Here is a 25,105-nt window from a genome sequence, read left to right on the forward strand (position 1 = left end):
GGGGCGTTTGTCGCTGGCCGCCGGTTGCTGGGGGCCTGGCTCGGGTTCGGATGCTCGGGTTGCGCTCGGGGTTCTTTGATGGGGCTCGGGGATGGCCTCGGTGGTCGGCTTCCGTTGCCGGGTGCCGGGGGGTGCGGTGAATGTGGCTTTCACGGCGTAATCGGCCGTGAAAGCCACATTCACGGCATGTGCGCGGGGGTGTGGGGCGCGAATGTGGGGGTTGGGACATTCGTGACAGGGGGCGGCCGGGGGTGACACGAATGTGGCTTTGGGGGCCGAATCCGCTCCCAAAGCCACATTCGTGTCGCGGGGCCGGCTAGCCGAAGGTGACTGGGGTGTTGGCGCCGGCGCTGGCGTCCGCGTTGTAGACGCCGATGATGCAGGTGATGGTCCCGCAGTCGACGGGGGTGGTGGTGCCGCTGCCGAGGGTGCCGGTGAACGACTTCCGTACGGTGAGCGGGGCGGTCGCGGCGCCGGTGCCGTCGGTGGTGACGGGGGCGACTCCTGTTGCGTCGCAGGCGAAATCGCTGCCGATGACGCCGCACAGGCCGATGAAGTGTGCTTCGTTCGCGGCCAGGCCGGTCGCCGAGACGGTCACCGTCGCGCCGTCGGTGAGGGCCGAGGACGGGGTCACCGTGACGGTGGCCGCGGCCGAGGCGCCCGCCTGCGAGGCGAGGGTGAGACCGGCGGCCAGTGCGAAAGCGGCGGCGGTCTTGGCGATCAGGTTGGTCCCGTGCTGCACAGTCGACTCCATTTCGCTGATGGGTGGTTATCCACCAACGAAGTTATCGGCGACCCGGCAAATCGGTCCAGGGAAACAGTTGATCTTGGCAAGATAGAAGAAAGCGACCCCCGTTCAGGCCCGGACTGCCTGGACGGGGGTCGCTCTCGGGGAACTGCCTCAGCCGGCCGGAACGGCGGCTTCTTCCTTCGTCTCCTCCGGAGCCTCAGCACCCTCCGGGGCCTCACCGTCGCCGGCGCCCGTGGCGGGGGCGTGGCGCAGCACGGTAGCGGCGACGATGGCCAGCAGGAGCGCCATCGAGGCACTGACCGTCACGGTGACGCTCAGGCTGTTGCTGAAGGCCGTGCGCGCCACCGCGAGCAGGCCCTCACCGGCGGAACCGGCGATCGACTGGGCCGCCGCGGCGGCACCGGCGATGCTTTCGCGAGCCGACTCGGCCGCCTCGACCGGGACCCCGGCGGGGATGGCCGCGTCGGTCATCTCGCCGCGGTAGACCGCGGTGCCGATGACGCCCATGGTGGCCACACCCATCGCGATGCCGAACTCGCCGCCGGTCTCCGAAAGCGACGACGCCGAGCCCATCTTCTCCATCGGGACCGAGGAGAACACCAGCCCGGTGCCGAGCGAACCCATCGGGCCCGCGCCGGCCGCGGACAGGACCAGGCCGGCCACCACGATCGCCAGGCCACCGGGGCCGTCGACGAAGGTGATCAGCACATAACCCGCGGCGACCGCGACCAGGCCGCCGGCGATGGCGAAACCGGGGCGGATCTTGCGGGCGATCATCGGCGCCACCATCACGCTGACCACCGTGGTCGCCGCCGAGGGCAGCAGCCACAGCGCGGCCTGCAGCGGCGAAAGGCCTTCGACCGTCTGCAGGTACAGGTTGATCAGCAGGTAGCTACCGCTCATGATGCCACCGGCGGTGGTGATGGCGATGGCCGCGGTGAACGTCTTGTTGTTGAACAACCGCAGGTCCAGCAACGGGTTCTCCAGCGAACGCTGGCGCTTGACGAACACCACACCGACGAGCAGGCCGACCACGATGGCGCCGATGCTGACGACGCCGACCTCGAGCTTGGCCAGCTCCTTGAGGCCGTAGATGACCGGCAGGATGGTGGCCAGCGACAGCGCGACGCTGGCCAGGTCGAGCTTGCCGGCGTTCTCGTCGCGGTACTCCGGCAGCAGCGCCGGGCCGAAGACGACCAGCGCCAGCATCACCGGCACGGCGAGCAGGAACACCGAGCCCCACCAGAAGGCGTCGAGCAGCGCGCCGCCGAAGACCGGGCCGAGCGCCATGCCGCCCATGAAGCAGGCCATCCAGACACCGATCGCGGTGCCCTGCTGCTTCGGGTCGGTGAACATGTTGCTGATCAGGGCCAGGGTCGACGGCATCAGGGTCGCACCGGCGATGCCCATCAGCGCCCGGCTGGCGATCAGCATTTCCGGGTTGACCGAGAAGGCGGCCAGCACCGAGGCGAAGGCGAAGGCCACCCCGCCGATCATCAACAGCCGCTTGCGACCGACCCGGTCACCCAAGGTTCCCATGGTCACCAGGAAACCGGCGATCAGGAAGCCGTAGATGTCGGTGATCCACAGCTGTTCGGTGCCGGTCGCGCCCAGGTCCGCGCTGAGGTGGGGCAACGCGAGGTACAGCACGCTGAGGTCCAGCGACAGCAGCAGGGTGGGCAGTGCGAGCACTGCCAGCCCCAGCCATTCTCGCCGCCCGGCCCGCGCACCGGACCCGGCGTCGGCGGTCGTGTCCATAGAAATTCCCTCCGTAATGGTTTTGTCCGGGTCGTCGGGACAAATCGGTCACCTAACAGGATCGGCGTCAGCCGTAACGCTTCGCCAGTGTCCCGTTACCCAACTCGGCGTGCGTTTTTCACATCGCCGGGATGAAGGGTGCACACCGGGAGTGGAGGTCCTTTTTGATCATCGCCGGAAATATCCAGATGGGCAAGCGAGAAGGTGTGTCGGCATCCTTGTCAGGGAATTCGGCGGGGTACTGCATTTCCTGACGCGGGCGAAATGGCGCCGGATTATCGTCAGCGCCGTCGACCGGTGATGGCGTGCACCGGATTCGCTCGAGGGTCGCTTGAGCCGGGGGGACAACCGCAGCGACGGAGAAGATCCGCACTGATCGCCCCAACAGAATGGGCAAGGTCCACAAGCCCGATGGAGGTGCGGCATGATCGGCCATCTCGCCTATGCCGTTGGCAGTCCCTGTCCGACCCTGGTGCTGGACGCGCGGCACCTGCCGCGGGACCGCGACGCGCTGCTGGCCGCGCTCGGCGACGCCCGGCGGTGGATGTCCGACGCCGGCGGTGACCACGTGCTCAAGGTGGCGCTGATCGAACCGTCCAAGCACCCGCTGTGCGATCTGGACTACCGGTTCATCCAGGCGCTCCCCGGGGACCACGGCAAGTTCGACCTGCTCGGCTCGTGCGGGCACTCGGTGCTCTCGGCGATCACCTCGGCCGCGGAGAGCGGCATGGTGCCGCGGCTGGTGCCCGGCCAGCGGGTGCGGGTCAACGTGCTGAACAACGGGGACTACCTCGCCTGCGAGGTGGACGAGGTGACCAAGGAGAGCACCCGGTTCACCATGCACTTCCTGCAGACCCCGCCGCGGCCGGTGTCGGCCATGCTGCTCGACGGCTCCCCGGTGACCACGCTCGAAGTGGACGGCACGCACGTCGACGTTTCGCTGGTGTCGGCCGGGAACCCGTACGTGTTCGTCGGTGCGAAGGGCGCCGGGGTGGAGACCGCGGACGAGCTGTTCGCCGACGACTCCGCGTTGTTCGACCGGCTCGGCCGCATCCGCGTGGCCGCCGCCGAGCACCTCGGCATGCCGACCGACAGCGTGTTCCCCAAGATCGCGGTGACCATCCCCGGTGCGGACGGCAACCTGGTCGTCCGGGCCATTTCGGTGCCCTCGTGGCACCCGACGCTGGCCATGACCGGCACCGCCTGCCTCGGCGTGGCCGCCGGGATCGAGGGCTCCATCCCGTGGCAGGCCGCGCAGGAGGCCGGGTGCGGGGACGAGGTGATCAGCGTGGTCACCCCCGGCGGGGTGGTCGAGGTCTTCGCCGCCATGAGCATCCAGGACGACGAGCGGCACGTCGCCTGGATCACCGTCGGCGACAAGCGGGTCGACTTCCACGGCTCGTTCTTCATCGAACCGCTCGCCCACTTCCAATTCAAGGAGACGTCCGAATGCCTGTCGGAGTCAGCAGCATGACTGACCTCGCTTCGACGCTGGAAATCTTCCGAGAGGCCGCGGCGCGGTCCGACGACACGAATGTGCCCGACGACCAGGCGCTGATCGAACTGCGGAAATCGGGGCTGCTCGCCACCGCCGTGCCCGTCGATTACGGCGGCAACGGCGCGGGCACCGTGGAGCTGAACGAACTCGTTTCGAAGGTCGCCGAGGTGAACCCCTCGATGGCGATCATCATGTTCCAGCATTTCGCCGTCTGCGCCCGGATCAACGAGTGGGGCTCCCCGGAGCAGAAGGAATTGTGGCTGCCCTCGATGGCCACCGGCGACACCCTCGGTGCCTCGGCGTGGAGCGAAACCGGGGCGGGCGCGGCGAAGAAGAACCTGGCCACCTCGGCCGAGCAGATCGAGGACGGGCGCTGGCTGCTCAACGGCGCCAAGTCCTTCACCACCGGCGCCGGGGTCGCCGACCTCTACCTGGTGCTGGTCGGCACTTCGGCCGGTGCCGAGCAGGCGCAGGACACGAAGAACGTCTACGGCTCCGCCGGGCAGACGTTCTTCCTGGTGCGCAAGGAGAACGAGGGCCTGATCGCGAACCTCGGCCTGGAGCTGGCCGGCATGCGCGGCTCGGCCACCGGGTTCGTCTCGCTCCAGGACTGCGTGGTCTCCGACGACGACCGGCTCGGTCCGGTGGGGCACGCCCCGGCCATCATCGCCGGGGTCCGGCAGTCGGGCGCGACGCTCGGCGCGGTCTCGGTCGGGGTGGCCAAGGCGGCGATGGACGTGGCGCTCGCGCACTTCACCAAGACCGGCGCGCTGGAGGCACCGACCGTCCGGCACCGCGTGACCGAGCTGAGCGTGCAGGTCGAGGCGGCCCGCGCGATCGTCCACCTCGCCGGGACCCGCCGCGGGGAGGACCCGGGCGCGGTCACCCTGCGCAGCAAGCTGTTCGCCTCGGTCACCGCCGAGCACGTGTGCTTCGAGGTGGCCCGCATGCTCGGGTCCGCCGCGTACCTGGTCAACCACCAGCTGAACCGGCTGATCTCCGATGCCAGGGCGGTGGCGTTGATGGGCCCGACGAACGAACTCTGCCGAGAGCTGGTGTCCGCGTCATGGGTGAGCTGAAGTCCGACCTGGTCATCACCGGCGGCCGGGTGGTCACCCCGGACGGCGTGCGGGCCGCGAACGTGGTCGTGGACGACGGCCGGATCACCGCGATCACCGACACCGCACCGGCTGCCGAGTCCACTGTGGACGCCAAGGGCGCGTACGTGCTGCCCGGCCTGATCGACACCCACGTGCACTTCCGCACGCCCGGCCTGCTGCACAAGGAGGACTGGGCGCACGGCAGCCGCGCGGCCGTCGCGGGCGGGGTGACCACGGTGATGGACATGCCGAACACCATCCCGCCCACCCTCGACCCGGAAACCGTGGTCGCCAAGGCGGAGCTGGTGCGGGGCAACTCGCTGGTGGACTTCCGCTTCCACATTGGCGCCGACCCGGAACGACCCGAGGTGCTGGCCGGGCTCGACCCCGAGATCGCCGTGAGCGCCAAGGTGTTCATGGCCGGGCATCACACCGCGCCGACCGTGGTCCGCGACCCGGCCGCGCTGGAAAAGATCTTCGCCACCGCCGCCGGGAGCGACCTGCAGCTGGTCCTGCACGCCGAGGACGACTCGCTGTTCGAGCTGCTCGACCAGTGGCAGGGCCCGCCGGTCTCCTACGCCGAGTACGAGCAGCGCCGCCCGCGCAGCGGTGGCATCGCCGCCGTGGCCAGGGTGCTGGAGCTGGTGCGGCGCTACGGCACCAAGGCGCACATCCTGCACCTGTCCAGCCGCGAGGAGGCGGACCTGGTGTGCGCGGCCAAGGCCGCCGGGCTGCCCGTGACCTTCGAGGTGACCGGGCACCACCTGTCCTTCACCGACGCCGACACCTGCCGCGGTGGCGCGCGCACCCGCCTGTCGCCGTCGATCCGCGCCCAGGCCGACCAGGACCGGCTGTGGGCGGCCGTGCGCGAGGGCGAGGTGGGCAGCATCGGCAGCGACCACGCCCCGCACACGGTCGAGGAGAAGACCCGCTCGGTCGCCGACTCGCCGCCCGGCCTGCCGGGCGTCCAGGAGCTGGGCACCGCGGTGTGGACCGGCATGCGACGCCGGTTCGACGAGCCGGAGGACGTCTCGGCCGCCCGGCTCGCCGAGGTGCTCTCGGCCAAGCCCGCCGAGCTGTTCCGCCTGACCGGCAAGGGTCGCATCGAGCCGGGCGCGGACGCCGACTTCGCCCTCTTCGACCCGGCCGAGACCTGGATGCTCTCGGCTCACCACGTGTACGCCAAATGCGGCTGGTCGGCCTACGAGGGCTGGACCATGTCGGGCCGGGTGCGCCAGACCATCCGGGGCGGACGGGTGGTCTGGGACGCCGCCACCGGCACCTTCGGCGAACCCGACGGCCGCTGGCTGACAGGGAGGTTCTGATGTTCGAGGGCATGGACCGCAACATCAAGATCCGCATCGGGGTCGGCTTCGTCCAGCGGTTCCTGGACGTGATGCTGATCCCGCTGATGGTGATCTACTTCTCCCAGCTCTACGGCGCGGCCACGGCCGGTGCGCTGACCATGATCGCCGCCGCGGTGGCCATCGGCTGCACCTTCCTCGGCGGGCACCTGTCGGACGTCCGCGGCCGCCGCAGCACCCTGCTCGTCGGCGAGGCGGGCAGCCTGGTCGCGTTCGTCGGCATGGCGCTGGCGAACTCGTCCTGGTGGGAGTCGGGGATCGCGGTCTACCTGTTCTACCTGGCCAACACCGGCCTGATCGCCATCGTGCGGCCCGCCAGCGACGCGATGGTCATCGACGCGTCCGACCCGGAGAACCGCAAGGCGGTCTACGCGGTCATCTACTGGTCCACGAACGTGGCCTTCGTGGTCGGCGCGCTGGTCGGCGCCTTCCTGTACAGCAGCCTCACCGAACTGCTCTGGGCGGCGGCCGTGGCCACCGCGGTGGTCGCGGCGGTCACCTGGCTGTGGGTGACGGAGACCAAACCGGAGGGTTCGGGGCCTGCCGAGACGCAGCGGAACTGGCTCGGCTCGATGCTGCGCGGGTACGTGGACGTGCTCAAGGACCCCGTGTTCGCCAAGCTGATGCTCGGCATCCTGCTGTTCACCTGCGTGCAGGTCCAGCTTTCGTCCTACATCGCGGTCCGCCTGGCCGAGGAGTTCAGCCCGCAGCGGCTGTTCGACCTCGGGTTCTGGCAGCTCGACGTGGACGGCGTGAACATGTTCGGCATCCTGCGCTCGATCAGCTGCTTCCTGGTGGTGTGCCTGGCGCTCTACGCCCGCAAACTGCTCGCGAAGACCAGCGACGGCAGGCAGCAGACGGCCGGCACGCTGATGTTCACCGCCGGGTACATGGTGGTCGCGGTGTCCAACGACCCGTGGCTGCTGATCGCCGCGGCCGCGGTCTTCGCACTGGGTGAGATCGTCTGCTCGCCCTCGCGGCAGGCGCTGCTCGCCGACGTGGTGCACCCCGACGCGCGCAGCAAGTACATGGCGGTCTACCAGCTGCAGTTCCGCGTGGCGCTGGTGGTGGGCCCGCTGTTCATCACGCTGGGCACGCAGGTCTCGTCGGTGGTGATCAGCCTGCTCTACGCGGTGTTCGGCCTGTGCTCCCTCGTCCTCGTCCAGCTGGTGATCCGGGACCGCGACGCGGGCCGCGCGGCCGGCGTCCCAGCCCCGCTCGTCGCCGCAGGCAAGAACTAAGGAGAGCGAACGGTGACCCCCGAGAACACGGTGCTGCTCGTCGGCGCCACGGCTAAAGTGCTGCAGGCGGCCAAGGCACACGGGCTGTCGGTCATCCTGGTGCAGCACAAGAACAAGTTCACCCCCGAGCAGGCGGAGCTGGCCGACGCGACGCTGATCGCCGACTACACCGACTGGGCCGCGGTCCGGCCGCACGCCGAAGCGGCCTACGAGCGCTGGGGCTTCGCCACCGCGCTCAGCCTGACCGATCCGGCGCTCGACGTGACCGCGCGGATCAACGACCTGTTCGGCCTGCCCGGCACCAGCTACGCGATTTGCCGGCTGTTGCAGGACAAGTTCCTGATGCGGCAGCGGCTGGCCGACGCCGGGGCGGCTTCGGCCATCGGCGCGCGGTTGCTGGTGGACAAGCAGAGCCTGCTCGAGTTCGGCGCGGAGTTCGGTTATCCCTTCGTCGCCAAGCCGACCGACGCGGCCGCCAGTCTCGGTGTCTTCCGCGTCGACACACCGTCCGATGTGGACCGGGTGTGGCGTGAACTGGAGGCGTTGCGCGGCAGCGGCTCGGGGCTCGGCTGCGGCGGCTTCTTCACCGTGACCGACGTGATCATGGAGGAGTACGTCGACGGGCCGGAGTTCAGCGTCGAGTCGTTCAGCTTCGGCGGACGGCACGTGGTGGTCTCGGTGACCGAGAAGGCCACCGGAACCGGGCACTTCGCCGAACTCGGCCACACCGTGCCCGCGCGGATCGACCGGTTCCGCGAGAACCGGATCGTCGGTGCCACGCGGGAGTTCCTGGACGCGGTCGGGCTGACCGACGGGCCGAGCCACACCGAGATCAAGTTCGGCAGCCGCGGTCCGGTGGTGATCGAGTCGCACAACCGGATCGGCGGTGACCGCATCGGCGACCTGGTCGAGGCGGTCTACGGCGTCGACCTGACGCACTACGCGGTCGGCTGGCCGTTCGGGCTGGTCGACGAGCTGCGCGACCGGCCGAAGGCGGTCGGTGGCGCGGCGGTGCGGTTCGTCGAAGCGACCGAAGGCACGGTCGTTTCGATCGACGGGCTCGACGAACTGCGAACCCGGTCCGAGGTGATCACCGCCGACGCGCTGGTCTCGGTGGGCGACGAGGTGCACGCGGTGCGGGACAACAACGACCGGCTCGCGCTGGTCGCGGCGACCGGCCCGACTGGTGACGCCGCGGTGAAGCTCTGCGAGGAACTGATCGAAAACACCCTGCGGATCCAGGTGGTGCCGAAATGACGATCGTGATCTTGGACGGATTCCCCGGTCCGCTGCCGCCCTACGCGGACTGGCTGCGGGACAGCGACAAGGAGTTGCTGCTGGTCACCGGCCGCACTCGCGACGAGATCGGCGACGGCTACCACCGCGTGGAGGTGGTCGACGGCTACGCGAACTCGGCCGCGGTCGACCGGTTGCTGCTGAACCTCGGGCAGCGCACCGAGTTGTCCGCGATCGTCGCCACCGAGACGCCGGACCTGGTGCGCAGCGGCGCGTTGCGCGACTACTTCGGCATCGCCGGGCAGAGCCGCGAGGACGCCGTGGTGCTCGCCGATCCGGTCGCCGTGCGCGAGCGGCTGGCCGCGGCCGGTGTGCCGGTGGTCGGCGCCGCGCCGGTGCTGCGGGTCACCGACGTCTACGCGGCGGCCGCGGAGTTCGGCTACCCGGTGCGGATCCGCGAGCGCAAGATCCCCGGCAGCCCCACCGCCGCGGTGCTCAACGACGAGGCGGAGGTCCGCATCTACACCCAGGGCGGGCTCACCCCGGACCTGATCTCGGTGCCGAGCCTGTTCGCCGAGCCGTGGGTGGTCGGCGAGCGGCACCGCGTGGTCGCGCCGATCCCCGACGGCTCGGGTGAGCGCGCGGAACTTGTGTCCATCGTGGAGGCCGCGCTGGCCGCCCTGCCGGTGGTGCCCGGGCAGCCGTACGCGGTCGAGGTGGTGCACACCACCGACGGTCGCTGGCTGGTGGACGGGGTCGGCGCGGAGACGGCCGACGAGGACGAGCACCGGACGGCCGTCCGCGTGCAGGCGGGGCTTGAGACAGGAGTGAAGCGATGACCGTCCTTGTGCTGCACCACCGCAGCTCCCTCGCGGCCTGCCCGTACCCGCAGTGGCTCGCCGGGTATGACGGTGACGTGGTGCTGATCGCCTCGCGCGAGCACCTCGGCTGGGTGGGCGAGGACCTGCCCACCGGGGACGACCACGGCTACCGGCACATGGAGGCCATCGACGACTACGAGGTCGGCGGGGTGCTCGAGGAGCGCGTGCTCGAACTCGCGCGCAAGTACGACGTCAAGCACATCTTCACCTTCCAGGAGCACGACCTGGAGCGCGCGGCCCAGCTGCGGGAACTGCTCGGGCTGCCCGGCCAGACGCTGGAGAGCGCGGTCCCGTTCCGCAACAAGCTGGTGATGAAGGAGATCGCGGCGGCGGGCGGCATCGAGGTCGCGCCGCACGCGCCGGTGGAGTGCGCGGCGGACCTGCTCGTCTTCGCTTCGCAGCACGGGTTCCCGGTGGTGGTCAAGCCGCGTGACGGGGCCGGGTCGATCGGCGTCAAGGTGCTCAACGACGCCGCCGAATTGGACGCGTTCCTCGACGAGGACCTCGACATCTACGGCCCGCTGCAGTCGAACCTGATGGTGGAGGCGTTCGTCCCCGGTTCGATGGCGCACGTCGACGGGCTCGTGGTGAACGGCGAGGTGGTCTTCTCCTGGCCGTCGCAGTACCTGTTCCAGCTGGCCTCGTTCAAGGAGGAGCGCGGGGGCCGGCACGACGTCACCATGGACCGCGACGACCCGCTGGCCCAGCGCATGATCGAGTTCGTCGACCGGGTGATCGAGGCGCTGCCCGCCCCGCCGAACTTCGTGTTCCACTGCGAGGTCTTCCGCACGCCGGACGACCGGCTGGTGCTGTGTGAGATCGCCGGGCGCACCGGTGGCGCGCAGACCCGCGCGGTGATCCAGACGCTGTTCGGCGTGGAGCTGAACGAGTGCTGGCTGCGTGCCGACGTCGGCCTGCCACTGCCGATCGAAACCGGCGGCGGGCGGCTGCAGCCCGCCAAGATGACCGGTCAGCTGGTGCTCGGCAAGCGGCCGGGCAAGGTGCTCGCGGTGCGCGGCGAGCCGCCGTTCGACTGGGTCGAGCGGCAGAAGGTCTTCGTCGAGGTCGGCGAGGTCATGCCGGTGCCGCGGTATTCGGCCGACTTCATGGCCGCGTACCTGGTCTCCGGGCCGGACCGGGCGACCGTGCAGCACCGGCTGAACGAGCTGGAAACCTGGTTCTTCGACGGCCTGGTGCTGGGCGATGAGTGAACGCGGAGTGGTGGTCGCCGGTGGTGGCATCGGCGGCCTCGCACTGAGCATCGGCCTGGCGCGTGCCGGGTTCGCCGTGACGGTGATCGAACGCGCCGACCGGATCGCCGACGTCGGCGCCGGGCTTGTGTTGTACCCCAACGGGATCCGGGCACTCGACACGATCAGCGCGCCGCTCGGCAAGGCCGTGCGCGCGGCCGGTCACGTCGCCGCGCCCGGTGACGTGCGCCCGCACCTGCGTTCCGACGGCGTGCGGCTGGCCGAGGACCCGATCGGTGACCTGGAGAACCGCTGGGGCACACCGCACGTGATGCTGTTGCGCTCGGCGCTGCAGAACGCGCTGCTGGACGAGGCGCTGGCGGTGGAGGTCGATCTGCGCATCGGCCGGGAGGTCGTCGGGCACGAGGACGATGGGTCCTCGGTGACGGTGTCCCTTTCGGACGGTTCGACGGTGACCGGATCGTTGCTTGTGGGCTCCGACGGACTTCGGTCGGGGGTGCGCGAGCGGCTGCTCGGTCCGACGCCGATCCGGTATCGGGGGTATTCCTCGGTGCGTGGGCGGACCGCTGCGTCGCACAACTTCCCGGTCGGGGTGACCGCGGCCGGGCCCGGCATCGATCTGTTCGTCGGCGCGGTCGGCGGCGGCCTGCTCTACTGGACCGCGAAGATCGTGGCGCCGCAGGGTGTTTGGCCCGCGAAGACGCCTTCGGAAGCGTTGGGTGACCTGCTGGCCGAGATGGCGGACTGGGACCCGGCGCTGCGGGAGCTGGTCGAGACGACCGACACCGCCGCGGGGGTGGTGATGACCGACATCGTCGACCGCGATCCCATTCCACAGTGGACACAGGGCCGGGTGACCCTGCTCGGTGACGCCGTCCACCCGATGGCGCCGACACTGGGCCAGGGCGCGGGCATGGCGCTGGAAGACGCCGCCGTGCTGACCGCGTGCCTGGCGAACGATTCGCTCGCGGACTACGAGCGCCTTCGCGTGCCGCGTACCCGCGAGATCGTGCTGCTGTCCCGCCGCACCGGCGGCGTCGACTACGAGCGCGCGGTGGAGTTTTCCACTTCGGACGATCAATTCGCCCGGCTATTCGGCTGGCGGACAGAAGGAGTGCAGTGATGACCGATTCCAAGCTCGGGCCTGGCATCATTTCCGGGCTGGAGGACCTCGTCGGTGGCACGCCGATGCTTCAGCTGCGGCTGCCCGACGTGCCGGACCACGTGCGGTTGCTGGCGAAGGTGGAGATGCTCAACCCGCTGGCGAGCGTGAAGGACCGCGCCGCGCTGTGGATGCTGCGGGAGGCCGAGCGCACCGGCAAGCTGCCACTGGAGGGCGGCGGCACCGTCGTGGAGGCGTCCTCGGGCAACACCGCGATTTCGCTGGCCGCGCTGGCCGCCATGCGCGGGCACCGGTGCGTGATCGTGCTGCCGGACAACGCCACCGAGGAACGCAGGGCGATCCTGCGGGCGTACGGCGCCGAGCTGGTCCTCGCCGACCACACCCAGGGCCTGCCCGCGGCGATCGCCAAGGCGGCTGGCATCGCGAAGTCCATCCCGGGCTCGTGGCTGTGCGGCCAGGAAGCCAACCCGGTCAACGTGGAAGCGCACTACCGCACCACCGCACCGGAGATCTGGGAAGCCACCGGCGGCGAGGTCGACGTGGTGGTGTGCGGGGTCGGGACCGGCGGCACGCTCACCGGCATCACCAAGTTCCTCAAGGAGCGCCGGAGCATCCACACCGTGGCGGTCGAGCCGACCGGTTCGCCGGTGCTCTCCGGCGGTGAACGCGGCCCGCACAAGATCCCCGGCATGGGCGGCGGCTTCATCAACCCGGTCACCGACGTCGACTGCATCGACCAGGTGATCACCGTGGCCGACGAGGACGCCGCGGACTCGGCCAAGGAACTGACCCGCTCGATGGGGTTGTTCGTCGGGGTTTCGTCCGGGGCCGCGGTGCACGCGGCCCGCGTGCTCGCCGCCAGCGACCGCTGGGCCGGGGCCACCATCGTCACCGTGCTGCCGGACAGCGGTGAGCGGTATCTGTCCATCTGGGAATCACTGGGGTCGCAGGCGCAGCAGGCCCGCGCCGCTTGAGGTTGGGAGCGATGAATGAGTGAATCGACCACGCACTGGAACGACGTCGGCATCGACTACGACAAGGTGCTCAACACCGACGAGTCGAACGTCAAGCTGCTGGCCGCGGCCGTCGGCCTGCTGCCGCCGGACACGAAGGACCTGCTCGACATCGGCGCGGGCACGGGTCGCCTGACCTCGCTGGTCCGGGCCGCGTTGCCGGAGGCCACCATCCTCGGCGTCGACCCGGCGCCGACGATGGTGGAAGCCGCCGAGATCAAGTTCGCCGACGACCCGAAGGTCTCGTTCGCCGGTGGCCTGGTGGAGGACCTGTCGTTCATCCCGGACAACAGCTTCGACGCGGTGATCTCGAGCTTCGCCCTGCACCACCTGGAGCTGGACACGTACAAACTGGCGGCCGCGGAGCTCTTCCGCGTGCTCCGCCCGGGCGGGCGCTTCGTCAACGCGGACCAGTTCTGCCGCGTGATGGGCCCGGCCGGCAGCCCGGAACGGGCGAAGGACGTGCTCGACCTGCTCACCGCGAAGGCGAAGCACTACTTGGAGCACGCGAGCTTCGAGCGGATGCTGCTGCAGATCGACCTGCTGCCGCGGTTCATGCGCGAGGACGGCGAGATCCTGACCACGCCGGAGTTCTGGACGGAGAAGCTGCTGAGCGCCGGGTTCGCGGAGGCGCACATCGTGGAGACTCCGCCGGCTGAGCTGTTGAACCGGGTGATTTGGGCGGTCAAGCCTTCGTAGTGGGGATCTCCATCCCGGTTTTTTAGTGTGACTACGGCGAGGCCCTCTTTGTCAAGGCTGGGAAGATGCCTTGACAAAGAGGGCCTCGCCGTGTTTTTGGCTTTGGACCGGGATGGGGGAGGTGGGGATGGTCTCGTGCTCGACTGTCGTCGCCGGGCTCCTGTTGGGTGGTGGGGTGTTGGGGTGCCGTGAATGTGGCTTTCACGGCGGAATGTGCCGTGAAAGCCACATTCACGGCACCGGGCGAGGGGGGCGATGTCACGAATGTGGCTTTCGGGACGTTGGATGTCTCGAAAGCCACATTCGTGACAGGGCGGCCGCCGAGGGGGACACAAATGTGGCTTTGGGGGCCGAATCCGCCCCCAAAGCCACATTCGTGACATGAGGGGGAACCTCTGGGTGACCGGCCACAGTGGCCTTTCCCCATCCCGGTCCATGGCCAAGAACGCGGCGAAGACCCCTTGTCAAGGCATCGTTCCCGCCTTGACAAGGGGTCTTCGCCGTCGTGACAATCAAAGACCGGGGTGGGTACCCCGAATGAACCCGGCTACCGAACCGACGTCAAGTGGTCCGACCGCTCGAACGTAGCCACGCTCGCTTCCTTCGGCGCCTTCCCCAGTTTCTCCCGCAGGCGCATCGCGGGGCTTTCGATGATGTAGTAGCTCAGCGTCGCGGCGACGAGGCTGCCGAAGAAGCAGATGGCCAGCAGCTCCCAGAAGCCGTCGGCGCCGAAGACGCCTTCGTTGTAGAAGTAGATGATCGCGATGTGCCACAGGTACAAGCCGTACGAGACCTTGCCCAGGTACAGCATGACCGGGTTCGTCAGCACCGCGTCGATCAGCTTCGAGCGCGAGTTCGGCAGGGTCAGCGGGGCCACCGCCAGCAGGCCGAACGAGAGGTACAGCACGTGCTCGATCAGGCCCTGCGCCATGCCGGGGTAGTTCGCGCTCCCGGGCTCACCGAAGGGCTGGAAGCAGGCGATGAAGTACACGACCAGCGCCGCCGCCCAGGCCGAGGCCGGCTTGCGGGCGAGGAAGCGGTACAGCCGCGGGGACTTCTCCGGCGCGATCTCCGCGGCGGCCGACAGCGTGGCCAGTGCCATGCCGGCGGCGATGAAGCCCATCCACTTCAGCGGCCACTTGTCCTCGATCGGCCACATGCCGATCGAGTCGGTGAAGGTGTACGCCGCGAAGGCGAACCCGGCCACCGCGACCGCGGTCAGCACGAGCACGATCCGGCGGGCCTTGGCGGCCACGTCGGCGCCGCCGCGGGCCACCCGGTTCAGCGCCCACGCCAGCACCGGCAGCAGGGCGTAGAAGGCGATCTCCGTCGCCAGGCTCCAGCTCTGCTCCAGGCCGAACAGGTACGCCTCGCTCTCGTACACCTGCAGCAGCAGGAACGGCCGCACCACGTGCCAGACGTTCTGGATGCCCTCGCTGTTGAACGCGATCAGCACCACCGCCAGCGTCACCCAGAACGCCGGCAGCGTCCGCAGGGCCCGGCGCCACAGGTACGGCCTGACCCCCGGCTTCTTCGTGCCCCCGAGCGCCGCCAGCACCCACGGGCGGTACAGCAGCACCCCGGACAGCACGAAGAAGATCGGCAGGCTCACGTGCAGCTGCTGCAGCAGGACCCCGGCGAAACCGTTGCCGGGCTGCTCCATCCCGGGGAAATCGGACAGGCTGACCTGCGCCGAGTACAGACCGACGTGGGTGAGGAGCACACCCAGCGCGGCCAGTCCGCGCATACCCTCCAGCTGCGGGAAAAATCTGCGCTTCGTAGAGCGGACCCGAGGACGTGGGTCCACCGCGCTCGTTGTCACCATAACGGCTCCCTCACGGATTAATCAGACTCGGACAGCTTCGGCCAAAAGGGTGGCCCGGGGCATCTCTCCGATTGCGGCCCGGAAAGTGCACAACGGGGAAGAGCCGGAATGGGAACGGCCCGGCACCGGCGGTGAACGCCGATACCGGGCCGGGGTAGGAGGGGAAACCGTCAGCGGTTGAGCTTGACCACGTTTTCCAGGTCGGCCGCCGAATAGTCACGACCGGCCATCAGCGTGGTGAAGTACTCCACCTTGTGGCTGCTGTTCGGGCCGTCCGGGTCGCGCGGCCAGTCACCGAGCGCGTAGGCGTTGTAGGTGTCCAGCAGCGCCTGTGCCTCCTCGGTGGCCTGGGTGAACCGGGTGATCGGGTCGGCACCGCGGAGCACGTCGCCCATCGCGCGGGTCATCACGTCCTGGTTGCCGGCGAAGTCGCCGAACACCGCGCCCTGCTGGGCCGGGACCGCGTCGGCCGGCACGCCGTCGGGGCGGACCGCCTTGGCCGGGAACCGGGTCACGTGGTCGCTGGCCACCCGGTGGTACGGGTGCTGCTCGAACCAGCCCTCCCGCTCCAGCAGGTCGAACGAGGCGTGGGTGACCGGGGCGAAGCTGTTCGCCTTGTGCCGGTCGGCGGCGTTGCGCGTGTTGTGCATGTACTGCAGGAAGGTCAGCGCGCCGTCCTGGGTGGCCTCGTCCAGGCCGCTGGTCAGCCACATGGACGTCCCGGCGATGGCGTTGCCCACGTACGGCAGCTGGTCGCTGAACGGGAACAGGCCGACCTCGATGCCGAAGCCGTTGTCCTTGGCCGCCTGCACCATGTAGTTGACGTCGTTGGACGAGGAGATCCGGATCGCCACGTCCTGCTCGGCGAAGGCCCGCAGGGTCTGGGCCCAGTCGGGGATGCCGCCGGTGTGCAGGTAGTGGCCGTCGCGGTGCAGCTCACGCCAGATCTCGGCCCACGCCAGCATTTCCTTCGACGCCAGCTCGGCCTCGGTGGCGCGCCCGCTGCGGCCGTTGTCGTTGTTCACCAGCAGCCCGCCCTGGGTGGCGACGGCCTGCTGGTAGAAGGTGCCGTGGTTGGACCAGGTGATGGCGTGCTTCGGCGCGCCCTTGGCGCGGGCGATCTGCTCGCAGACCGCGGCGACCTCGGTCCAGGTCTCCGGCAGCTCGGTGACGCCGGCCTTGTCCAGCAGGTCGGTGTTGGCGTAGAGCAGGCTCGTGGTGCACACCGACGGCATGGACATCAGGTCGCCGCCGACGGTGTAGTACTCGCGGAACGGCTTCATCAGGTCGCCGAGCACCACCGGCTCGCCGTTGATCTCCGAGCGCCCGTCCACCGCCTGCTCGACCGAGGTGAACAGCGGGCGGCCGTCGGCGTGGCGCAGGTCGCGGGCCACCTGGCCCATGTAGAAGTACAGCTCGGCCAGGGTGGGTGGGGTGCCGGCCGCCGCGGCGCGGGAGACCTCCTGCGGGAAGGTCCAGAAGTCCTTGCCCTGCACCCGGACCTCGTACTGCGGGTACGCCCGCTCGAAGTCCTTGCCCAGCTGGAACCAGCGGTCCATCCAGCCCGGAAAAGTCAGATCGGGGACCCAGACGTCGATGACCACTTTACTCATTCGATCTCTCCTCCTGGATTTCCTGCGAGCACGCACGGCTTCCCGATCGTTTCCTCCCCCCACGATTTCGCACGGCCGTACCCGGTCGCGTCTTCCCGATTGCGGGGCGGGAAAGGCGTGAAAAACACCGAAGCGGGGGCGGCGGAAAACAGGGGATTCCCCGTCTTCCGCCACCCCCGCCGGGTGGCGCAGTTCACCGCGTTCCTAGCGAACCGTCGGTACTACGTTCAGGACTTCTTGGTCAGGTACTCTTCCAGGGCGTCGAACCAGGAGACCCAGCCTTCCTTGGCCTGGGGCAGCTCCTCCTCGGGGAGGTAACCGGTCTGGCGGAAGCCCAGCTTGGTCTTGCCGTTGGACTCGGTGAAGGTCAGGGTGACGGCTTCCTCGTTCTCGCCGCGGGCCTGCTTCTCCTCGAACTCCGGGTCGTTCGGGTCGATCAGCGAGAAAACCAGGCGGGAGTTCTCTTCGACCTCGCTGTAGATCCCGTGGAAGGGGATTTCGGTGCCCTCGTAGTCGAGGGTGGCCTTCCAGCTGCCGCCGGGACGGACGTCCATCGAGATCGTCGGCAGCGGCGCCCCGAACCAGTGGGTGAAGTGCTCCGGTTCGGTCCAGGCCTTGAAGACCTGCTCGGGCTTGGCGTCGATGGTGCGGTTGATCTTGATCTCGCGGATCGTGCGCTCTTCGGTCATGGGGGTTCCTCTCTGGATGCGGTCCGGGCGGTAAACGCGGTCATGGCACGCCGGCCAGTTCGGACTCGGTGAGCGTGTGTACGTCATCTGTCCGTTATCGGATTCTGTCAGCGGCGCGGCCGGCGCTACCAGTGCCGCGTGCACCGATGCTCTATGTATTCCTCATGCCGGGCGCGGTGGTTGTTCATCCTTGCTGTTCCAGGCGCCGCGGGGCGGCAGTGCGCAATCCGGGAGACGTGATCGCGCGCGGGCGGATGTGAGGGTAACCGGAGCCAGCCCAGGCCGCCGGAGAAAAGGATTCGTGCAGCGATGACAGCCACGGTGGATATTCCCGAACCGGAGCTCACCCCGGACCAGGTCGTCGCGCGGGCCGAGGCGATCGCGCCCACGCTCGTCGAGCGCCAGGCGGAGACCGAGAAGCGCGGCTACTACGCCGAAGACACCCACGAGGCGTTCCGGGAGGCCGGGTTCTACCGGATCCTGGTGCCGCGCCGCTACGGCGGCTACGAGTTCGGCCTGGGCACGTTCATGCGCGTGGTCCAGGCGCTGACCAGGGGCTGCCCGTCCACCGGCTGGATGTACTGCCTGGGTGCCGCGCACGCGCACGCCGCGGCGTCGATCTTCGACCAGCGGGTGCAGGACGAGATCTTCGCCGGCGGCGACTTCATCTGCCCCGCGACGGTCGCCCCCGGTGGTACCGCCGAACGGCTGGAGAACGGCGACTGGCGGCTCAGCGGCACCTGGGGCTACTGCTCGGGTTCGCCGTACGCCACCCACTTCATCGGGCACACGCTGAACTTCGGCGAGGACGGCACGCCGTCGCCGATGATGTTCGTGGTGCCGCGCGAGAAGTGGACCCGGCTCGACGACTGGAACACCACGCTCGGCCTGCGCGGCAGCGGCTCGCACAGCATCAGCATGGAGAACGCGCACATCCCCGCGCACCACATGTTCGACATGCACCTGAGCCAGGTCGACGTCTCCGGTGGCACGCCGGGGTTCGCCCTGCACGGAAACACCTTCTACGGCGGTGGCCTGCTCAGCTTCATGGTGCTGGAGGACGCCGTGCTCGCGGTCGGCATGGCGCAGAGCGCGCTCGACGCGTGCGAAGAGCTGATGAAGACCCGCTCGACGATCTTCCCGCCGATCCAGGGCCGCGCGCAGGACCCCGACTACCAGTTCCGGTTCGGCCAGGCCACCGGCATGATCGCCACCGCGGAAGCGGCTTTCCACAACGCGATCCAGCAGTGGGAGCAGGCGTGTTCGGAGGGCTCGGCGGCGTTCACGCCCGAGCGCGAACTGCGGATCGCGTTGATCTGCCGGGAAGTGGTGCGGCTGAGCTTCGACGCGGTGCAGGCGCACCTGGTGCCGACCGCCGGTTCCAGCGCGGTCCGCAACGGCGCCCGCGTCGAGCGGGTCTGGCGCGATCTTTCGATGCAGCACAGCCACGCCGGCATCTCGGTGTTCCTTTCCGCCATCGCGCAGCGCGAGTACAGCCAGGCGCGGTTGGGTGCGGCATGAGTTCGAGGGTGCTGCCGAGCTATTCGTCCGGCGCCTCGGCCAAGTCCCTGCTCGGTGAGACGATCGGCGCCTGTTTCGACAACGCGGTCGAGGATTTCGGTTCCCGCGACGCGCTGGTGGACCGGCCGACCGGGCGCCGCTGGACCTACGCCGAACTCGGCGCCGAGGTCGACGTGTTCGCGCTCGGCCTGCTCGACCACGGCATCCAGCCGGGGGACCGGATCGGCATCTGGGCGCCGAACTGCGCGGAATGGGTGATCGTGCAGTACGCCTGCGCGAAGATCGGCGCGATCCTGGTCAACCTCAATCCCGGGTACGGCAGGCACGAGATCGAATACGTGCTGAACCTGGCCGGGGTGCGGTTGCTGGTTTCCGCGGAACAGTTCAAGACCTCGGACTACGCCAGGATGATCGGCGAGATCGACTGCCCGGCCCTGGAGCAGGTCGTATTCCTGAACGGGGGCTCCTGGGACGAAGTGGTGGACCGCGGCCGCCGCGGTGATCCGGCGTTGCTGGCGAAAGTCGGCGCCTCCTTGCACGCGGACGAGCCGATCAACATCCAGTTCACTTCGGGGACGACCGGTTTTCCGAAGGGTGCGACGCTTTCGCACCACAACATCCTGAACAATGGTTTTTCGGTCGGCGAATTGTGCGGTTATGGCCCGGAGGACCGGGTTTGCGTGCCGGTGCCGTTCTTCCACTGCTTCGGCATGGTGATGGGCAACCTGGCGGCGATGACGCACGGTGCGAGCGTGGTGATCCCGGCGCCGGTGTTCAACGCGCGGGCCACGCTGGAGGCAGTCGAGGCCGAGCGGTGCACCTCGCTGTACGGCGTGCCGACGATGTTCATCGCCGAGCTGGCCGACCCGGACTTCGCCGGCTTCGAGCTGTCCTCGCTGCGGACGGGCATCATGTCCGGCACCCCGTGCCCGGTCGACGTCATGCGGCAGGTGGTCGAGCTGATGGGGATGACCGAGGTGACCATCTGCTACGGCATGACCGAAACTTCGCCGGTCGCCACCCAGACACGCGCCGACGACTCGCTCGAGCGCCGCGTGTCCACCGTCGGCCGCGCCGGCCCGCACGTGGAGATCAAAGTGGTCGACCCGCGCACCGGGCTGACCGTGCCGCGCGGCGAGGCGGGGGAGGTGTGCATGCGCGGGTACTCGGTGATGACCGGGTACTGGGACCAGCCGGACAAGACCGCGGACGCCATCGACGCCGCGGGCTGGATGCACAGCGGTGACCTCGGGGTGATGGACGAGCACGGGTACCTGAACATCACCGGGCGCATCAAGGACATGGTGATCCGGGGCGGCGAGAACATCTACCCGCGTGAGGTGGAAGAATTCCTGCACACCCACCCGGACATCGTGGACGTGCAGGTGATCGGCGTGCCGGACGAGAAGTACGGCGAAGAACTGATGGCCTGGGTCCGGCTTCGACCGGGGACGCCCGTGCTGGATGCTGTTTCGTTGCGGGCTTTCTGCAGCGGGGAACTGGCTCGGCACAAGATACCGCGGTACGTGCACGTGGTGGACGAGTTCCCGATGACCGTTTCGGGGAAGGTGCGGAAGGTCGAGATGCGGGAACGGGCGATCGAGATACTGGGGCTACAGGGGCTTTTGGCGACTAAGCACGCTTGAGGGGTGTTTCCCATCCCGGCGGCCCATTGTGACGACGGCGAGGATCTCCTTGTCAAGGCGGGAAAGCTTACCTTGACAAGGAGATCCTCGCCGCGTTTTGGGCTGTGGACCGGGATGGGAAGGGGGAGTGTGGATGGGCGCGGGCTTTGGTGCCCAGCTCGCCAGGGTGAGGGGCGGGTTGGGTGCCGTGAATGTGGCTTTCACGGCCGATTCCGCCGTGAAAGCCACATTCACGGCACGCGATGGGGCGGTGACCCGGGAGCATCGAGGGGGCACCAGCCACACGTCCCCTTCCCCGCCTCGATCCACAGCTCAGGACACGGCGAAGGCCTCCTTGTCAAGGTAAGCGTTCCCGCCTTGACAAGGAGGCCTTCGCCGTCGTCACGATGGAGGATCGGGGTGGGGAGGCCCGCAAGTGTCACGAATGTGGCTTTGGGGGCCGAATCCGCCCCCAAAGCCACATTTGTGTCGCGAGGTGGGCGACAGTGACCGGGGGGGGATCAGGGATGCAAGAGGGTGCGGGCGATGAGCATGCGTTGTACCTCGCTCGTGCCTTCCCCGATTTCCAGGATCTTCGCGTCCCGGTAGAAGCGGGCCACCGGGTATTCGTTCATGAAGCCGTAGCCACCGAAGATCTGGGTGGCGTCCCGCGAGTTGTCCATGGCGGCGTTCGAGGAGACGAGTTTGGCGATAGCCGCCTCCCGTTTGAACGGTTCGCCGGCGACCAGGCGGGCGGCGGCGTGGTACCAGGCCAGGCGCGCGGTGTGCGCCCGGGTTTCCATGTCGGCGATCTTGAAGGCGATCGCCTGGTGGTCACCGATCGGGCGGCCGAAAGCTTCCCGTTCGCGGGCGTAGCGCACGCATTCGTCCACGCAACCCTGCGCCAGGCCGGTGCCGACGGCGGCCAGGGCGATCCGGCTTTCGTCCAGTACCGAGAGGAACTGGGCGAAACCCCGGCCCTCCTCACCGACCAGGTTCGACAGCGGGACCCGGCAGTCCGAAAAGGACAGCTCATGGGTGTCCGAGGCGCACCAGCCGACCTTCGAGTACGAGGGTGCCACCGCGAAGCCGGGCGTGCCCGACGGGACGATGATCGCGGAGATCTCCTTGCGGCCCTCCGGGGTCACGCCGGTCACCGCGGTGACGGTGACCAGTGCGGTGATGTCCGTGCCCGAGTTGGTGATGAACGACTTGCTGCCGTTGATCACCCACTCGTCCCCGTCCCGCACCGCGGTGGTGCGGGTGGCGCCCGCGTCGGTACCACCGCCGGGCTCGGTCAGGCCGAACCCGGCGAGGGCGTCGCCGGCGCACAACGCGGGCAGCCACCGCTGCTTCTGCGCCGGCGTGCCGAACTTGTGGAGCGGCATGGCCCCGAGCGACACCCCGGCCGAGACCGCGATCGCCACCGAGGAGTCCACCCGCGCCAGTTCCTCCAGCGCCAGCCCGAGCGCGAAGAAGTCGCCGCCCATGCCGCCGTGCTCCTCGGGGAACGGCAACCCGAACAAGCCCATCCGGCCCATTTTCGCGACCAGCTCGTACGGGAACCCGCCGCGCTCGTAGATCGCCCCGATCACCGGGGCCACCTCGGTGGCGGCGAACTCCTGGACGGTCTTGCGCAGGGTTTCGTGTTCCTCCGGCAACCGGTAGTCGATCACGGTCGGGCTCCCCGGCTCAGGCGGCGACGGCGGTCACCAGGCCGCCGTCGACGACGAACTCCTGCCCGGTGACGTAGGCCGACTTGGCCGAGAGCAGGAAGGCGACGGTCTCCGCGACGTCGCTCGGCTGCCCCAGCTTGCCGAGCACGACCTGGCTGCGGAAGAACTCACGGACCTGCTCGTTCGGCGCGACCTGGTCGAACATCTCGGTCTCGGTGTGGCCGGGGGTCACCGCGTTGACCCGGATGCCCTGCGGTGCCAGGTTCGCGGCCAGCGAGCGGGCCAGGTTCAGCACGGCGGCCTTGCTCGCCGCGTACAGCGCGCCCGGCGCCATGCCGCGGTGCACCAGCCAGGAACCGTTGAGCACCACCGAAGCGCCCTCGTTGAGGAACGGCACGGCCTTGGCCACGGTGAAGTAGGTGCCCTTGAAGTTGGTGCCGACGACCCGGTCGAACTCCTCCTCGGAGACGTCGCCGAGCAGGCCCGCGGAGGCGGTGCCCGCGTTGGCGAACACACCGTCGAGCTTGCCGACGGTCTCACCGACCTGGGCGAACAGCGCGTCGAGGTCGGCGGTGCTGGCCACGTCGGCCTGCACGGCGACCACGCGGTCGCCCGCGTCGAGTTCCTTGACCGCGGTGTTCAGTCGTTCGCGGCTGCGACCGGCGAGCACCACGCGCCCGCCGGCGGCGACCAGCCGCTGCGCGGTGGCGAGGCCGATACCGCTGCCACCACCGGAGATCAGTACGGACTTGCCTTCGAACTCAGTCATGCGACCAGGGTCCATTATCGCCCTCGACCTGCGCGTCTTCCCGATTGCCGAGGCAGGCTCGAGCGAGCTCGGCGGCCACCTCGCCCACGTGTGGCTCCTCGAGGAGGTAGAAGTGCCCGCCGTCGAACATCCGGGTGCGCAGGCCCGCGCCCGCCCGGTCCCGCCACGCGGGCAGCTCGGCCGAGGGCACCAGCTGGTCGTCGTGGGCACCGAGCACGGTCAGCGGCACCGCCACCGGGCCGAGGAAGCTCACCTGGGCGAGCCGCAGGCCCAGCGTCAGGTCCGAGCGCAGCAACGCCATCACGTGCTCGCGCCAGAACGGGCTCGCCAGGATCTCGTCCGGGGTGCCGCCACCGGCGCGCATGATCTTCACCAGGTCGTCGTCGCTCCAGCGGCCCGCCCGCTCGGCTGCCGAGCCGCCGGACGGGTAGGCGCTGAGCACCAGGCCCGCGAACGGTTCCGGCTTCGCCAGCGCGATCGCGGCGGCCACCGCGGCACCCATGCTGTGTCCGAAAAGGACGGTCGGGAGCGACGGCAGCGCGACGAGTTCACCCAGCACGCCCTCGACCACCGCGTGCGGGTCCGAGGGGGTTTCCTTGAAGCTCTCGGAGAAGCGGCGTTCGCGGCCCGGCAGCGTCACGCCCAGCACCTCGAACCGCGGCGGCAGCCGTTCGGCCAGTGGCATCAGCACGTTCGGCCCGGCCCCGGCGTGCGGGATGAGCACCACGCGCGCCTCGGGCGTCCCCTGGGCGGCACGCAGCACCGCCGTCCACGATCCGGCCATTTCGATGCACTCCTTAAACAGCGATCCGGAGCGGGGCCGCCGCCCGGTACAACTCCTCCGCGCAGGCGGTGGCCAGCGCGTCCAAACTGGACACCATCGACTCCGGTGGCAGCCCGGCCGCGGTGTAGGCGATGGGCAGTTCCGTGCACGCCGTCACCACCGGACGACGGTCCCGTTGCCACAGCTGGGAAACCGCGTCCGCGAACTCCTCGCCGCCCTCGGGCGTGCGGTTGGCCTTCACCAGCGACGCCGCCCGGTGGATGCGGTGTTGCAGCGGCTCGTCCGGCACCAGCAGCGGGTAACCCAGTGAAGCGGCGCGCTCCTGGTACAGCCCGCTGGTGACGGTCCCGGTGGTCGCGGTCAGCCACGCCCCGGCCGGGCTCGCCCGCCGCGCGGCCCGGAGCGTGGCGTCCACGATGTGCACCACCGGGACAGGCAGCTGCGCGCTGATCCGGTCGATGAACACGTGCGCGGTGTTGCACGGCACGGCCAGCAGGTCCGCGCCCCAGCCGACCAGCGTTCGCAGCCCCTCGCGGATCGGGCGCAGCGGGGTGTCCTCGCCGGCGAGCAGCGCGTCGGTCCGGTCGGGGACCGACGGCTCGGACAGCAGCACGATCCGCGGGTGCTCCTGGTCGGTGCGGGCCGGGACCCGCAGCGCCAGCAGCCGGAGGAACTCGGCGGTGGCCGCGGGCCCCATACCGCCGAGCACGCCCAGCGTGGCGGTCACG

21 protein-coding genes are annotated in these 25,105 nt (G+C 69.3%); 12 read left to right on the forward strand and 9 right to left on the reverse strand.

From position 1 onward, the window contains the following. Positions 1–316 precede the first annotated feature (316 nt). Positions 317–742 (reverse strand): enediyne antibiotic chromoprotein, encoded by a 426-nt coding sequence (locus JOM49_RS12795; RefSeq protein WP_209664512.1) that lies wholly within the window; start codon positions 740–742, stop codon positions 317–319. 159 nt (positions 743–901) lie between these two features. Further along, a complete protein-coding gene (locus tag JOM49_RS12800; RefSeq protein ID WP_209664513.1) occupies positions 902–2,509 on the reverse strand; it encodes an MFS transporter in 1,608 nt (535 codons plus the stop codon). Between the two features lie 424 nt (positions 2,510–2,933). Here JOM49_RS12800 and JOM49_RS12805 point away from each other — a divergent pair, with 424 nt between their 5' ends. The 10 genes from JOM49_RS12805 to JOM49_RS12850 are packed head-to-tail and all read left to right on the forward strand — an operon-like array spanning position 2,934 to position 13,875. Next, positions 2,934–3,983: a PrpF domain-containing protein gene (locus tag JOM49_RS12805; RefSeq protein ID WP_209664514.1), complete on the forward strand. Its 1,050-nt coding sequence runs from the start codon at positions 2,934–2,936 to the stop codon at positions 3,981–3,983. Then, a complete protein-coding gene (locus tag JOM49_RS12810; RefSeq protein WP_209664515.1) occupies positions 3,980–5,086 on the forward strand; it encodes an acyl-CoA dehydrogenase family protein in 1,107 nt (368 codons plus the stop codon). Before JOM49_RS12805 ends, JOM49_RS12810 begins: the two co-directional genes overlap by 4 nt. Further along, positions 5,074–6,432, forward strand: coding sequence for a dihydroorotase (locus JOM49_RS12815; protein WP_209664516.1), 1,359 nt, complete (start codon positions 5,074–5,076; stop codon positions 6,430–6,432). The genes JOM49_RS12810 and JOM49_RS12815 overlap by 13 nt, the downstream gene beginning before the upstream one ends. Further along, on the forward strand, positions 6,432–7,712 hold the full coding sequence (locus tag JOM49_RS12820) for an MFS transporter (protein ID WP_209664517.1): 1,281 nt from the start codon (positions 6,432–6,434) through the stop codon (positions 7,710–7,712). The genes JOM49_RS12815 and JOM49_RS12820 overlap by 1 nt, the downstream gene beginning before the upstream one ends. A gap of 12 nt (positions 7,713–7,724) precedes the next feature. Next, entirely contained in the window at positions 7,725–8,969 is a 1,245-nt protein-coding gene (locus JOM49_RS12825) for an ATP-grasp domain-containing protein (protein ID WP_209664518.1), read from the forward strand. After that, positions 8,966–9,787 carry an ATP-grasp domain-containing protein gene (locus JOM49_RS12830; protein ID WP_209664519.1) on the forward strand — a complete coding sequence of 274 codons (822 nt, stop codon included), beginning with the start codon at positions 8,966–8,968 and terminating at the stop codon, positions 9,785–9,787. Before JOM49_RS12825 ends, JOM49_RS12830 begins: the two co-directional genes overlap by 4 nt. Next, entirely contained in the window at positions 9,784–11,040 is a 1,257-nt protein-coding gene (locus tag JOM49_RS12835) for an ATP-grasp domain-containing protein (protein WP_209664520.1), read from the forward strand. The genes JOM49_RS12830 and JOM49_RS12835 overlap by 4 nt, the downstream gene beginning before the upstream one ends. Beyond that, positions 11,033–12,163 carry an FAD-dependent oxidoreductase gene (locus JOM49_RS12840; RefSeq protein ID WP_209664521.1) on the forward strand — a complete coding sequence of 377 codons (1,131 nt, stop codon included), beginning with the start codon at positions 11,033–11,035 and terminating at the stop codon, positions 12,161–12,163. Before JOM49_RS12835 ends, JOM49_RS12840 begins: the two co-directional genes overlap by 8 nt. Next, on the forward strand, positions 12,163–13,137 hold the full coding sequence (locus JOM49_RS12845) for a PLP-dependent cysteine synthase family protein (RefSeq protein WP_209664522.1): 975 nt from the start codon (positions 12,163–12,165) through the stop codon (positions 13,135–13,137). The genes JOM49_RS12840 and JOM49_RS12845 overlap by 1 nt, the downstream gene beginning before the upstream one ends. 15 nt (positions 13,138–13,152) lie before the next feature. Next, positions 13,153–13,875: a class I SAM-dependent methyltransferase gene (locus JOM49_RS12850; RefSeq protein WP_209664523.1), complete on the forward strand. Its 723-nt coding sequence runs from the start codon at positions 13,153–13,155 to the stop codon at positions 13,873–13,875. A 547-nt stretch (positions 13,876–14,422) separates the two neighbouring features. On the opposite strand, the gene JOM49_RS12855 is transcribed toward JOM49_RS12850, so the two are convergent. The 3 genes from JOM49_RS12855 to JOM49_RS12865 form a co-directional block, all read right to left on the reverse strand. Next, positions 14,423–15,622 carry an acyltransferase family protein gene (locus JOM49_RS12855; protein WP_209664524.1) on the reverse strand — a complete coding sequence of 400 codons (1,200 nt, stop codon included), beginning with the start codon at positions 15,620–15,622 and terminating at the stop codon, positions 14,423–14,425. Between the two features lie 248 nt (positions 15,623–15,870). Next, a complete protein-coding gene (locus tag JOM49_RS12860) occupies positions 15,871–17,313 on the reverse strand; it encodes an extracellular solute-binding protein (protein ID WP_209664525.1) in 1,443 nt (480 codons plus the stop codon). A 227-nt stretch (positions 17,314–17,540) separates the two neighbouring features. Next, positions 17,541–18,002 (reverse strand): SRPBCC family protein, encoded by a 462-nt coding sequence (locus JOM49_RS12865; RefSeq protein WP_209664526.1) that lies wholly within the window; start codon positions 18,000–18,002, stop codon positions 17,541–17,543. A 309-nt stretch (positions 18,003–18,311) separates the two neighbouring features. Here JOM49_RS12865 and JOM49_RS12870 point away from each other — a divergent pair, with 309 nt between their 5' ends. Then, on the forward strand, positions 18,312–19,523 hold the full coding sequence (locus JOM49_RS12870; RefSeq protein ID WP_209664527.1) for an acyl-CoA dehydrogenase family protein: 1,212 nt from the start codon (positions 18,312–18,314) through the stop codon (positions 19,521–19,523). Beyond that, positions 19,520–21,169 carry an AMP-binding protein gene (locus JOM49_RS12875; RefSeq protein ID WP_209664528.1) on the forward strand — a complete coding sequence of 550 codons (1,650 nt, stop codon included), beginning with the start codon at positions 19,520–19,522 and terminating at the stop codon, positions 21,167–21,169. Before JOM49_RS12870 ends, JOM49_RS12875 begins: the two co-directional genes overlap by 4 nt. A gap of 500 nt (positions 21,170–21,669) precedes the next feature. Here JOM49_RS12875 and JOM49_RS12880 read toward each other — a convergent pair whose 3' ends face one another. Genes JOM49_RS12880 through cuyB form a run of 4 tightly spaced genes read right to left on the reverse strand, consistent with a single transcriptional unit; the run spans position 21,670 to position 25,104 of the window. Beyond that, positions 21,670–22,824, reverse strand: a complete 1,155-nt coding sequence (locus JOM49_RS12880; protein ID WP_209664529.1) for an acyl-CoA dehydrogenase family protein — start codon at positions 22,822–22,824, stop codon at positions 21,670–21,672. A 16-nt stretch (positions 22,825–22,840) separates the two neighbouring features. After that, complete coding sequence (locus tag JOM49_RS12885; RefSeq protein ID WP_209664530.1) at positions 22,841–23,593, reverse strand: SDR family NAD(P)-dependent oxidoreductase; 753 nt, start codon at positions 23,591–23,593, stop codon at positions 22,841–22,843. Further along, the gene (locus tag JOM49_RS12890) at positions 23,586–24,377 is read right to left on the reverse strand and encodes a thioesterase II family protein (protein WP_209664531.1); all 792 of its coding nucleotides are present in this window, start codon (positions 24,375–24,377) and stop codon (positions 23,586–23,588) included. The genes JOM49_RS12885 and JOM49_RS12890 overlap by 8 nt, the downstream gene beginning before the upstream one ends. Before the next feature lie 13 nt (positions 24,378–24,390). Further along, positions 24,391–25,104 (reverse strand): cysteate racemase, encoded by a 714-nt coding sequence (cuyB, locus tag JOM49_RS12895; RefSeq protein ID WP_209664532.1) that lies wholly within the window; start codon positions 25,102–25,104, stop codon positions 24,391–24,393. Between the last annotated feature and the right edge of the window lies 1 nt (position 25,105).

Source organism: Amycolatopsis magusensis, assembly GCF_017875555.1.
Classification (GTDB): domain Bacteria; phylum Actinomycetota; class Actinomycetes; order Mycobacteriales; family Pseudonocardiaceae; genus Amycolatopsis; species Amycolatopsis magusensis.

What these genes read in the sequence shown, in the direction of transcription:
- JOM49_RS12885 (WP_209664530.1), bottom strand. Translation starts at nt 23,593, where the DNA reads ATGACTGAGTTCGAAGGCAAGTCCGTACTGATCTCCGGTGGTGGCAGC.
- JOM49_RS12855 (WP_209664524.1), bottom strand. Translation starts at nt 15,622, where the DNA reads ATGCGCGGACTGGCCGCGCTGGGTGTGCTCCTCACCCACGTCGGTCTG.
- JOM49_RS12890 (WP_209664531.1), bottom strand. Translation starts at nt 24,377, where the DNA reads ATGGCCGGATCGTGGACGGCGGTGCTGCGTGCCGCCCAGGGGACGCCC.
- JOM49_RS12840 (WP_209664521.1), top strand. Translation starts at nt 11,033, where the DNA reads ATGAGTGAACGCGGAGTGGTGGTCGCCGGTGGTGGCATCGGCGGCCTC.
- JOM49_RS12875 (WP_209664528.1), top strand. Translation starts at nt 19,520, where the DNA reads ATGAGTTCGAGGGTGCTGCCGAGCTATTCGTCCGGCGCCTCGGCCAAG.
- JOM49_RS12830 (WP_209664519.1), top strand. Translation starts at nt 8,966, where the DNA reads ATGACGATCGTGATCTTGGACGGATTCCCCGGTCCGCTGCCGCCCTAC.
- JOM49_RS12800 (WP_209664513.1), bottom strand. Translation starts at nt 2,509, where the DNA reads ATGGACACGACCGCCGACGCCGGGTCCGGTGCGCGGGCCGGGCGGCGA.
- JOM49_RS12870 (WP_209664527.1), top strand. Translation starts at nt 18,312, where the DNA reads ATGACAGCCACGGTGGATATTCCCGAACCGGAGCTCACCCCGGACCAG.
- JOM49_RS12860 (WP_209664525.1), bottom strand. Translation starts at nt 17,313, where the DNA reads ATGAGTAAAGTGGTCATCGACGTCTGGGTCCCCGATCTGACTTTTCCG.
- JOM49_RS12805 (WP_209664514.1), top strand. Translation starts at nt 2,934, where the DNA reads ATGATCGGCCATCTCGCCTATGCCGTTGGCAGTCCCTGTCCGACCCTG.
- JOM49_RS12845 (WP_209664522.1), top strand. Translation starts at nt 12,163, where the DNA reads ATGACCGATTCCAAGCTCGGGCCTGGCATCATTTCCGGGCTGGAGGAC.
- JOM49_RS12850 (WP_209664523.1), top strand. Translation starts at nt 13,153, where the DNA reads ATGAGTGAATCGACCACGCACTGGAACGACGTCGGCATCGACTACGAC.
- JOM49_RS12815 (WP_209664516.1), top strand. Translation starts at nt 5,074, where the DNA reads ATGGGTGAGCTGAAGTCCGACCTGGTCATCACCGGCGGCCGGGTGGTC.
- JOM49_RS12810 (WP_209664515.1), top strand. Translation starts at nt 3,980, where the DNA reads ATGACTGACCTCGCTTCGACGCTGGAAATCTTCCGAGAGGCCGCGGCG.
- JOM49_RS12835 (WP_209664520.1), top strand. Translation starts at nt 9,784, where the DNA reads ATGACCGTCCTTGTGCTGCACCACCGCAGCTCCCTCGCGGCCTGCCCG.
- JOM49_RS12820 (WP_209664517.1), top strand. Translation starts at nt 6,432, where the DNA reads ATGTTCGAGGGCATGGACCGCAACATCAAGATCCGCATCGGGGTCGGC.
- JOM49_RS12865 (WP_209664526.1), bottom strand. Translation starts at nt 18,002, where the DNA reads ATGACCGAAGAGCGCACGATCCGCGAGATCAAGATCAACCGCACCATC.